This window comes from Flavobacterium columnare NBRC 100251 = ATCC 23463 (assembly GCF_002530675.1).
GTDB lineage: Bacteria > Bacteroidota > Bacteroidia > Flavobacteriales > Flavobacteriaceae > Flavobacterium > Flavobacterium columnare.
This window is the reverse complement of sequence record NZ_PCMX01000004.1, coordinates 31,437-43,195: the sequence shown is the minus strand read 5'-3', so window position 1 is coordinate 43,195 and position 11,759 is coordinate 31,437. Positions and strand designations below refer to the sequence as shown.

Here is an 11,759-nt window from a genome sequence, read left to right as displayed (position 1 = left end):
TTTGAAAATTAAATGATTTTATAAAATATGTGTTTAACTCAATTTCAGGCAGTAATTTATTTAATGTTTTTCCTAAACTTATGATTTTTAATTGGTCATCAATTAAAATATGAAAAGGAAAAATAGAATTAAACTCATCTACGTTAAAATTGAATTGAATATTATTCATAATTCTACCAACTTATATTAAAAATCTCGTGAGTATCCCCTTTATTACGGCTTTTGATGATTTTGATTTCAACAGGGGTTTTAAATAAAATACTTAAACCTTGAATCAGCCCTTTTACAAAAGCCTGTAAACCTTCTCTTATGGAGAAGTAGTGTAAGTTAAGACTTTTTTCGGAAATATCAGAGACTTTAAATTCAGGAGGAGTTAAATTGGGATAAATAAGCATAACTCTATTGTGAAATAAAGGAAGACTAATCAAAAAATCTTTTAAAGAAGTACCTCCTGACTCCATTAAACCCTGATACTTTTCCTGAGTTGTTTTTAAAATCCACCACTCTCCAAAAGTCGTGAGAACATCATCAACTGTGAGGTTTAACTCTTGAGCGGTTGTATTTGCTAATTTGTATGTTACATCGTCATCATAAGACTGTCCACTTATAAAATAGTCATGATTTATACCGCTCTTATTTCGGATTTCATTCCATTTTTGTTCTCCAAAATTGGATATAATTAAGTCCTGAATAGCTTTATTTACAATTCCATACATAAAAATCAATGTGAAATTAATTCATTACGACTCCAATACTCAAAAAGAGATTGAACTTTTTCAACATATTCATCATATTTTAGAGGCTTAATAATATAGCCTGCTATTCCTATTTTGTAACATTCTAATAAATCTTTGTGGTTACTAGAGGTAGAAAGGATTATAGATGGTATATATTTTAACCTTTCGTCTTCTTTCAAGATTTTTAGAAATTCAATCCCATTTAATTTTGGCATATTTAAATCTAACACGATTATATCGGGTAAAATGTCTTTGTTTTTTAAAATATCTAGGGCTTCGACACCATTATTTGCTTCAATAACTTTATGGACTAGATTTAATGAGTTAATTACCCTGTTGAATTTCATAACCTCAATTTTATCATCTTCTAAAAGAAGAATGTTTAGTAATTTTTTCATTCCCAAAAATTTATTTAATAAAAATTATTGTAGTAAACATTCAAAAATAATGATTTGATGAAGGTTGTGGAATCTTATTAGTTGATTGGTTATCATAAAAAGATTAATAACACGAATGTATCGACGAAGATTAAACTATATGTATTGTTTTTTTAGATACATAAAAAACTTTTCTTTTTTAATATAAGGAATACTATTGTTTAGTTGTATACGCAATGAGTGAGGGCACAATAAATTTGTGTATTTTAATGTACGGGAATAGCTAAAGGACAGTTGCTTACAGATTATAAGGTTTCAAATTTACTAATTCTAAGGAGGAATAAGTTGTGTCTTTATCTATCAAAATATTTTATTGAAGTAGGAGCAATATGTCTTTAATAGATTCAACAGCGCTAAAGTTTTTATGCTTAATTTCAAAGTCAATTCGTTCATAAGCCCAAGTAGTGTGATAAGGGATATGTATACCATGACCTCCTATGTTTAATACAGGTAGTATATCAGATTTTAAAGAATTACCTATCATCATAAAATTTTGAGCTTGTATATCCAATCTGCCTAGCATTTTAGTATAGTCAATCTCTGTTTTATCTGTCATTACTTCAATATGATGAAAATAATGACCTAATCCTGAATCATGTAGTTTGCGATGTTGGTCTTTTAAATCACCTTTTGTGGCTACAATTAATTTGTATTTATCTTTTAATTGTTTTAGTACCTCTTCTACTTCTGGAAGCAATTCTACAGGTTTTAGTAATAAATCTTTCCCTATCTGTAGGATTTTATTTATAATATTTCCAGAAATTTGATTTTGAGTTAATTGTAAGGCTGACTCAATCATAGAAAGAGTGAACCCCTTAATTCCAAAACCATATAGAGACAAATTTTTAATTTGATTGTTTAGTATTAATTGTAAAATTTCCTGATGTGAGGCATAGCTATGAAATAAGGTACAAAATTTTTCTTGGGCTTCGTCAAAGTAAGGTTCATTGTGCCATAAAGTATCATCTGCATCAAAAGCGATTATTTTGGAAGTCATGTTTAATGAGTTTAAGTATTTTTTTCAAAAATAGGTTATTTAAAATAAAAAGACTCCCTCATTTTGAGGGAGTCTTTATTTTTTCAATCAAATCAAACATAGGGCATCTTTTGCACCTTTTTGATTCTTTTTTTTTGTATTTTTCGCAGCATTTTGATTTACACTTTTCAGCTTTTTTGTGCAATCTTTCTAAAGCTTTTTCGTGACTATCTTTGCTTTTATTTTTTTCTTTTTTGCTCAAAACAAGCGTTATTTTGCTTCATTATTTTTATTTGTTATCTGAAGTATATCCCTATCAAATAAATACAATCCACCTTTATCATCACCGATCATATTTATTTTATCTAGAATAGATTTAGCTTGAGCTTCTTCCTCTATTTGTTCTGCTACATACCATTGTAAGAAATTATGTGTAGCATAATCTTTTCCTTCAAAAGTAATGTGAACTAATTCATTGATTGAATCGGATACAAATAATTCATGTTTGTATAATTCTTCAAACATTTCTTGAAAAGTACTGAAAGATGTTTTTGGCATTTTTAAATCGGTTATTAAGGCATGCCCTCCTCGCTCATTTACGTATTTTACTAATTTAAGCATGTGCATACGCTCTTCATCAGATTGTAAATACATAAAACGGGCAATTCCTTCAAAACCATGTATCTCTGCCCAACAAGCCATAGATAAATATACCTGTGAGGATTCAGCCTCTATTCTAATTTGTTTGTTTAACGCGTCTTCAATATTTTTTTGTAACATAAAAATAGGTTTGTTTACTTGGCAAAGGTATGAAAAAATGTGGTTTTATTGGTAGGTTACTTAATTATTTCCTTTAGATGACGGAGTATTTTGAAGGAAGAAAGGATTGTAAAGTAATAAATTACTTGTGTAGTTTAGTGTTATTGAATCCTATTGGATGTTTATACATTACCCGTTAAATCCAGATTATGTGTTAGACTTTGTGATGAAGATGAAAAGGCAAAGAAGACAAAAAGGCCTAGGAATTTCTTATGGTAGAATGGGTTTTGCTTCATTTAGGATAAAAAAGAAGTGCTTTTTTTAGATTCAAAGTTGTTTGATCTGTAATAAATTTCTAATGCGTAATTAAGGGTAAATGTGTTTTTCTAAAAGAGGGTATCCCAAAAGATTATAACTATAAGATGTTTGATGACAATAAAAAACGACACAGTCTTGATAACGTCATTTTTCTTATTATTTAAGACCAAACGGAATAGTTTAATTATACTTTTTGGAAACCCTCTATAATGTTTTAAAAAAAATATGTATTAAGCTATAGTAGCTCCATTTTCAACGCCTTCATTTTCAGGATTTACAAAAACTAATTTGCCTTCGGTATTTTGAGTTAGCAAAAGCATTCCTTGGCTTTCTACGCCGCGTAAAGCGCGTGGCGCTAGATTTACTAAAACGGTTACACGCTTACCAACCACTTCTTCTGGAGTAAAATGTTCTGCAATTCCTGAAACAATCGTACGAACATCAATTCCTGTATCTACTTTTAAAACCAACAACTTATCAGCTTTTGGCATTTTTTCAGCTTCGATAATGGTTCCTACACGTAAATCTATTTTTGAAAAATCATCAAATGTTGCAGTTTCTTTTTGAGGCATAATAGTATTTTTTGTTGAAGCTTTTTGAGCAGCATTAGCCGTTTTGGTTGCTTCTAATTTATCAATTTGTTTTTGTATTTCAGCATCTTCGATTTGGGCAAATAAAACATCTGTTTTTTCAGTTAAGATGAGGTGCCCTGCGGGTAATAAATCCGATATTTCAGCCACTTTGTTCCAATCTAGTTGCTCTAGATTTAATATTTTGGCTAATTTATTAGCTGTAAAAGGTAAAAAGGGTTCCGTTAATACACGTAAAGCAGCTGCTATTTGTAGAGCTACATACATTTGTGTTTTTACACGTTCTGGATCTGTTTTGACCATTTTCCAAGGCTCCTCATCAGCTAAATATTTGTTGCCTAAACGAGCTACATTCATCATTTCACCTAATGCTTCTCTGAATCTATAACGCTCAATAGAAGAAGCGATTACTGCTGGATAGGCTTTTAACTCTGTTAATGTTTGTTCATCAACTTCTGTAAAAGTATTTGGAGTGGGAACAATTCCGTGGTAGTATTTGTTAGTTAATACAACTACTCGATTGATAAAATTCCCAAAGATGGCTGCCAACTCATTATTGTTTCTTGCTTGAAAATCTTTCCAAGTAAAATCATTATCCTTTGTTTCTGGAGCATTAGCTGTTAGAGCATAACGCAATACATCTTGTTTTTCTGGAAAGTCAGATAAATACTCATGCAGCCATACCGCCCAGTTTTTAGAAGTAGATAATTTATTTCCTTCTAAATTTAAGAACTCATTAGCGGGTACATTATCGGGTAAAATATAATCTCCATGTGCTTTTAGCATGGCAGGAAAAATTACGCAATGGAAAACAATATTGTCTTTTCCGATAAAGTGAACCAATTTGGTATCTTGATCTTTCCAATAAGGTTCCCAATCTTTACCTTCCTTTTTTGCCCATTCTTTAGTAGAAGAAATATAGCCAATAGGGGCATCAAACCAAACGTATAGTTTTTTACCTTCGGCACCTTTTACAGGGACATCAATCCCCCAGTCTAGGTCGCGTGTTACTGCGCGAGGTTTTAACCCGTCATTTAACCATGAACTTACTTGGCCGTATACGTTTGATTTCCAATCGTTTTTATGACCTTCAATAATCCATTCTTTCAAGAAAGCATCGTATTGATCTAAAGGTAAAAACCAGTGTTTTGTTGATTTTAGAATAGGTGTTGTTCCTGTTATGGTTGATTTAGGATTAATTAAATCCGTTGCATTTAAAGAAGTTCCACATTTTTCGCACTGATCCCCATAAGCTTCTTCATTAGCACATTTAGGACAAGTTCCCATTACAAATCGGTCTGCCAAAAATTGTTGTGCTTGCTCATCAAATAATTGATCTGTAGTTTCCTCAATAAATTGATCCTCTTCATACATTTTTTTAAAAAAAGCAGAAGCCGTTTCATGATGTATCTTTGCTGAAGTTCTTGAATAATTATCAAAAGAAATGCCAAAGTCTTCAAATGATTTACGAATGATTCCGTCGTATTTATCAATTACCTCTTGCGGTGTAATACCTTCTTTTTTAGCTTTCATAGAAATAGCTACACCGTGTTCATCACTTCCACAAATGAAAGCCACATCTCTACCTTGTAAGCGTAAGTAGCGAGCATAGATATCAGATGGTACATATACCCCAGCTAAATGACCAATATGAATGGGTCCGTTAGTATAAGGTAAAGCTGCTGTAATTGTATATCTTTTAGGATTCGTTATCATAGTAAATCAATTTTTTAAAAACGATCTGAAACAAGTATAAGTTTAAGGTTGCAAAAATACTATTCTATTTTGTATTGAGATAAAAAAAGCATGAGATAAAAAAAAAAACTAAAAATTAAACATGAAAAGGTGTAAAAAGTACCAAATTAAAAGATTATTTTCTACCCAAAATTTTAAACTAAAATTTTTGTAGAGACATACCTTGCAGAGTTTGACTCATACTACAAAGCACAGGCGATTTCTGTGTGTTTATTACTTATTTCATTTAGAGTAGAACTATTTATAAAAGAATTCCTCCTTAATTCATTCTATACAAAGAAGAAATTGGTTGATTTATTGAGCCATAAGATAAGTTCTATTTCATTTTGGTTTTCAATGGTTTTCGAACCTATTTAGAAGAACTTAAATTTAGAAATAGCTGTAATTCTATGGTTTCTTTAAAACAAAAAATTAATCAAATTAGAAATATTAGTGTAAGTAAATATCTTTTCATACGTATTTGTTTTGGTTTATTATTTAGTTTTGTGATATGTAAGTGTTTTTTCAAAAAATATGAAATTTTACCTTTTATTTAGTTTAATCTTTAGTTATTCTTACTCACAAAAAAAAATGATTACACCACCGTATTTAAAAAAAGGAGATACTGTAGCTATTGTGGCTACAGCTCGTAAAAACCTAGATGATAATTTAAAACCAGCAATAGATTTACTAAAAAGTTGGGGATTGGAAGTGAAAATAGGTAGTACGATTGGTTTAGATTTAAATCAGTTAGCAGGAACTGATGAACAGCGTGCAAAAGATTTTCAAGAGCAACTAGATAATCCTAATATTAAAATGATTTGGTGTGTACGTGGAGGTTATGGAACTGTACGAATGATTGACTTATTAGATTTTACGAAGTTTAAACAAAATCCAAAATGGATTGTCGGTTTTAGTGATGTAACCGTTTTACATAGCCATTTGAATACAATGGGGTACAAAACCATTCATGGTATTATGCCTGTAACGGTAGCTAAAGCCACTAAAGAGGCAAAAGAATCTATGCGAATAGCATTATTTAACGATGAACAATTGGAGTACACTATTTTACCACATTTTATGAATCGTTTAGGAACAGCAAAAGGCGAATTAGTAGGAGGAAATTTGTCTATTTTGTATAGTTTGTTTGGTTCATCATCTGCTATTGACTGTACGGATAAAATTTTGTTTATAGAAGATTTAGACGAATATTTATATCATATTGATAGAATGATGATGAATCTGAAGCGAAATGGATGTTTAGAAAGCATTAAGGGAATTTTAGTGGGAGGAATGACTAAAATGAAGGATAATGAAATTCCTTGGGGTAAAGATGCACTTCAAATTGTAGACGATGTAACTAAAAAATACAATATTCCCATTGTTTTTGAGTTTCCAGCTGGACACATTAGGGATAATAGAGCTTTAACTTTAGGAGCTCAAATTGTGTTAGATGTAAATACAGAATGTTCTAAGGTTGTTTTTGAACGATAAAAAAGGAGTTGAATATAGATTGCAATGGTTCAAAAAGAATTATCGTTAATAAAAAACAAGAGCAGGTATGGCAGAACATAACGAAATAGGAAAGCAAGGAGAACAAATAGCGGTAGACTATTTATTAAAAAACGGGTATGAAATTCTACAGCAAAATTATCAAGCTAGAAAAGCTGAAATAGATATCATTGCTCGAAAAGATAATTGGTTAATTGTAGTAGAAGTAAAAACAAGAACTTCCGTTGACTACGGTAACCCTGAAGATTTTGTTGATAAAAAGAAAATAAAATTATTAGTAAAAGCTATAGATGAGTACGTTCAAGAAACAGATTTGGACCTTGAAATTCGTTTTGATATTATAGCAATAATAAAAAAAAATGAAATTCACACAATAGAACACTTAGTTGATGCGTTTTATTATTTTTAATAAAATACAAATAAATAAAACAATAAATTATATTTAACAAAAAAATATATTTATTTAGTCAATTATAAATATATTTGCAAGCCGTGAGGTTATTTATTTTATATTACACATTCTAAAAAACGAACTAACAATGAGTGAAAATTAAAATTTAAATTCCCCAGAGATGAAAACAATTTCTTCTGTAGTAGAAAACTACATCAAGTCCAAGCCATTTTTATTAAATGCGTTATCGCAAGGTATCATCAATCTTACTTCGTTAGCAAGATTAATCACTGAAGAGCTCGAAGCTGAATTAGGAAAAGATGTAAAACAAGGCGCTATTATTATGGCTCTCAAGAGACTGTCGGAAGATTTAAGCTTTCAGGTAAACCATAAAATCACGAAGGTTTTAAGGGAAATCGGTGAAATAACAGTTCGATCTTCTTTGAATGATTATACGTATTTAGTTTCTGATACCATTTTTCAGAAACAAGCCGAATTGATAACTGAGCTAAATAAACGTCAAGATGTGTTTTTTACTTCCTCGAGAGGTGTTAATGAAACGAACATAGTTGTTAGTGATTCTGTAAGTGAGCTTATAGATAAGTATTTCAAGGATGAAAGGTTAACTCAAAAATTAGAAAATCTTTCTTCTATAACTGTTAAACTTCCTAAGGAAAATACGGTTACTCCAGGTATTTATTATTTTATTTTCCAGCGTCTTGCTTGGGAAGGTATTGTGATATATGAAGTAATTTCTACCTCTAACGAATTCACGGTATTAGTAGATGATAATGTGGTGGATAAAGCTTTTAAAATAATTAAGGACTTAAAGTTAACAAAATAGAATTTTTTTCAACTAAGTAAGTGATTTTATCCAAACTCATCAAGAAAATTAATTTTCTTGATGAGTTTTTTTTAACTTAAACACTTTGTGGGATAGTGTGGTTTTTAAATCATTTCAATTAATTCCAATGCTTTTTTAATTGATTTTACATGTTCAAAAGTCAATAGCAAACGAAGTCCATTTTTAGTTTCTTTCTCTTTCATCTTGCAAAGATTTGCGTTTTGCTGTACAAATTGTAATACCTTGTGAAAACGAGAAGATTGGTAGTAATCACTTTGTTGGTCACCTACAAAATAACAAACCAGTTTACCTTGTTTTAATACTAATTTTTCAATTCCTAAATGCGTTGCTTTCCATTTTAAACGTAAGCTATCTAATAAGGCTAAACCGGATTTAGGTAATTTGCCAAAACGGTCTTCCAGTTGTTTTTGGTATTCTTGTAGTTTTTCTTCGGTTTTAATAATAGCCAATTCATTATACAAGCTTAAACGCTCAGTTACGCTGTTTATGTATTCATCTGGAAAAAGTAACTCAAAATCAGTATCAATTTGAAGATCTTTTACATATTCTTTCGTTTCAATATTGCTTTCTTCGGGATATAAATCTTTAAATTCGTTTTCTTTTAATTCCTCTATGGCTTCTTGCATGATTTTTTGATAGGTTTCAAAACCAATTTCATTGATGAAACCGCTTTGTTCACCACCTAATAAATCGCCAGCACCTCGAATTTCTAAGTCTTTCATTGCAATATTAAAACCACTGCCTAATTCGCTAAACTGTGTCAATGCCTGAATGCGTTTACGAGCTTCTTCAGTCATTACGGAATAAGGAGGTGTTATAAAATAACAGAAGGCTTTTTTGTTACTTCGTCCTACACGCCCACGCATTTGATGTAGATCAGATAACCCAAAGTTATTGGCATTGTTGATGAAAATTGTGTTCGCATTTGGTACATCTAGACCACTTTCAATTATGGTGGTAGCAACTAAAACATCAAATTCGCCTTCCATAAATGAAAGCATAATTTCTTCTAATTGTTTTCCTTCCATTTGTCCATGACCAATACCAACCTTGGCATTAGGTACTAAACGTTGGATCATTCCAGCAATTTCCTTGATATTTTCGAGACGATTGTTGATAAAGTATATTTGACCTCCTCTTTCAATTTCGTACGAAATAGCATCTCGAATGATTTCTTCATTAAATCCTATTACCTGTGTTTCAATAGGATATCGATTGGGAGGTGGGGTGTTAATTACTGATAAATCCCTTGCCGCCATTAATGAAAACTGTAATGTTCTAGGAATAGGTGTTGCTGTTAGTGTTAATGTATCTACATTGGTAGCAATCGTTTTTAACCTATCTTTTACGTTTACACCAAACTTTTGTTCCTCATCAATGATGAGCAAACCTAAATCTTTAAACTTAACATTTTTGTTTACTAATTGATGAGTTCCAATTATAATATCCAGTTTACCAGATTCTAAATCTTTTAGAATTTCAGATTTTTGTTTAGCTGTTCTAAAACGATTTAGATAACTAATATTTACAGGTAAGTCTTTCAAACGAGATTTAAATGTTCTAAAGTGTTGATATGCCAAGATTGTAGTTGGAACTAAAATAGCTACTTGTTTACTATTATCTACTGCTTTAAAAGCGGCACGAATAGCAACTTCAGTTTTACCAAATCCCACATCGCCACAAACTAAACGATCCATTGGACGTTCGTTTTCCATATCCGCTTTTACATCTTGAGTTGCTTTTAGTTGGTCGGGTGTATCTTCATAAATGAAAGAACTTTCTAGTTCGTGTTGTAAATAACTATCAGGCGCAAAAGCATATCCTTTATCTAAACGGCGTTTAGCATATAGTTGAATTAAGTTAAATGCAATGTGTTTAACACGGGCTTTTGTTTTTTGTTTTAAAGCTTTCCAAGCACCTGAACCTAATTTATATATTTTGGGTGGAGTACCATCTTTGCCATTGTATTTAGATATTTTATGTAATGAATGAATGCTTACATATACAATATCATTATCAGCATAAATTAGCTTAATAGCTTCTTGTGTTTTGCCTTCAACCTGAATTTTTTGTAAACCACCAAATTTTCCGATACCATGATCTATGTGTGTTACATAGTCACCTACCGTTAAAGAATTTAATTCTTTTAATGTAATATTTTGTTTTTTAGCATAGCCATTCTTAATAGAAAATTTATGGTAACGCTCAAAAATTTGATGGTCAGTATAACAGGCTATTTGATTTTCTTCATCAATAAACCCTTGGTATAAAGGGAGTACAATGGTTTCATAATCTTTTACAAAATGCTCATGTTGTTCTTCATCCATCGACTCAAAAATATCGTGGAAACGTTTCGCTTGTTGTTCATTAGCACAAAATAGATAATTTTTTAAATTATTTTGGCGATTATTTTTTAAATCCTCCATCAATAAATCAAATTGTTTATTAAAAGAAGGTTGTGGTTTTATATAAAATTCAAAAGTATTTTGAATTTTAAAAGTAGCTTTAGTGGATATTTCTACTACTGAAAAGTGTAATGCTTGTTTGATAAATGTTTCTTGATTTACAAACAATTCATTAGGAGTAGCGTGTTTAAGATCTTTAGATAATTTTTCAAAACTTTCTTCTGCTTTTGCAAAAAGTTTATCCAAATTGTTTAATAATAAATCCGTATTTTGTATAAAAATAGAAGTTTTAGGATTAATGTATTCTAAAAAGCTTTCGCGTTTTTCTTCTAATAATTTATTTTCAAAATTAGGAATTATTGTAATTTTAGTTTTAGTTTCAATAGATAATTGCGTACTTACATCAAAGGTTCTTATGCTGTCTACTTCGTTGCCAAAAAATTCAATTCGATACGGATTATCATTGGAAAAAGAAAATACATCTAAAATACCTCCACGAACCGAAAATTCACCAGGTTCTGTAATGAAATCAACGCGTTTAAAATCGTATTCAAAGAGTACTTCGTTAATAAAATCAATTGAAACCTTATCGCCTGTTGCAATTTTTAAAGTGTTTTTATCCAACTCTTTTTTGGTAACCACTTTCTCAAAAATAGCTTCAGGGTAGGAAACGATGACACAAGGTTTTTTCCTAGAATTAATTCGGTTTAACACTTCTGATCGAAGCAATACATTTGCATTATCAGTTTCTTCAATTTGATAAGGTCTTCTGTATGAGCTGGGATAAAATAGCACATCTTTTGCGCCAATTAATTGTTCTAAATCGTTTAATAAATAAGCAGCTTCTTCTTTTTCATTAGCTAATAATAAAAAAGTTTTATCTGCTTTTTCAAATAAGGCTTCTATAATAAATGATAGGGATGAGCCTAACAAACCTTTAAGATGAATCTTGTTGTCGCCACTTAGTAAAGCGGATATTTGATTGATCTTAGATTGATTGGAAAATAGCTGTTTTATATAATCGGTACTCAAAAT

Annotated in this window: 10 protein-coding genes; 3 read left to right on the top strand and 7 right to left on the bottom strand. The window is 30.6% G+C overall.

The annotated features are described in order from the left end of the window. The 6 genes from B0A78_RS15040 to metG all read right to left on the bottom strand — a co-directional run. Positions 1-169: hypothetical protein (locus tag B0A78_RS15040; RefSeq protein WP_133065775.1), on the bottom strand; the 169-nt coding region annotated here is incomplete at its 3' end. A 4-nt stretch (positions 170-173) separates the two neighbouring features. Then, positions 174-716, bottom strand: a complete 543-nt coding sequence (locus B0A78_RS00935; protein ID WP_014165762.1) for a heme NO-binding domain-containing protein — start codon at positions 714-716, stop codon at positions 174-176. 5 nt (positions 717-721) lie between these two features. After that, complete coding sequence (locus B0A78_RS00930; RefSeq protein ID WP_014165761.1) at positions 722-1,135, bottom strand: response regulator; 414 nt, start codon at positions 1,133-1,135, stop codon at positions 722-724. Positions 1,136-1,484: 349 nt separating this feature from the next. Then, complete coding sequence (locus B0A78_RS00925) at positions 1,485-2,171, bottom strand: HAD family hydrolase (protein ID WP_014165760.1); 687 nt, start codon at positions 2,169-2,171, stop codon at positions 1,485-1,487. Positions 2,172-2,420: 249 nt separating this feature from the next. Then, positions 2,421-2,930: a ferritin gene (locus tag B0A78_RS00915; RefSeq protein WP_014165758.1), complete on the bottom strand. Its 510-nt coding sequence runs from the start codon at positions 2,928-2,930 to the stop codon at positions 2,421-2,423. A 527-nt stretch (positions 2,931-3,457) separates the two neighbouring features. Further along, positions 3,458-5,533 carry a methionine--tRNA ligase gene (metG, locus tag B0A78_RS00910; protein ID WP_014165757.1) on the bottom strand — a complete coding sequence of 692 codons (2,076 nt, stop codon included), beginning with the start codon at positions 5,531-5,533 and terminating at the stop codon, positions 3,458-3,460. A 609-nt stretch (positions 5,534-6,142) separates the two neighbouring features. Between metG and B0A78_RS00900 the strand changes: the two genes are divergently transcribed. The 3 genes from B0A78_RS00900 to B0A78_RS00890 all read left to right on the top strand — a co-directional run bounded on the left by B0A78_RS00900 (position 6,143) and on the right by B0A78_RS00890 (position 8,298). Further along, on the top strand, positions 6,143-7,045 hold the full coding sequence (locus B0A78_RS00900; protein WP_041253439.1) for a S66 peptidase family protein: 903 nt from the start codon (positions 6,143-6,145) through the stop codon (positions 7,043-7,045). 67 nt (positions 7,046-7,112) lie between these two features. Continuing rightward, the gene (locus B0A78_RS00895) at positions 7,113-7,472 is read left to right on the top strand and encodes a YraN family protein (protein WP_014165755.1); all 360 of its coding nucleotides are present in this window, start codon (positions 7,113-7,115) and stop codon (positions 7,470-7,472) included. 163 nt (positions 7,473-7,635) lie between these two features. Further along, positions 7,636-8,298: a hypothetical protein gene (locus tag B0A78_RS00890; RefSeq protein ID WP_014165754.1), complete on the top strand. Its 663-nt coding sequence runs from the start codon at positions 7,636-7,638 to the stop codon at positions 8,296-8,298. 104 nt (positions 8,299-8,402) lie between these two features. Here B0A78_RS00890 and mfd read toward each other — a convergent pair whose 3' ends face one another. Next, positions 8,403-11,756 (bottom strand): transcription-repair coupling factor, encoded by a 3,354-nt coding sequence (gene mfd, locus B0A78_RS00885; RefSeq protein ID WP_014165753.1) that lies wholly within the window; start codon positions 11,754-11,756, stop codon positions 8,403-8,405. Positions 11,757-11,759 lie beyond the last annotated feature (3 nt).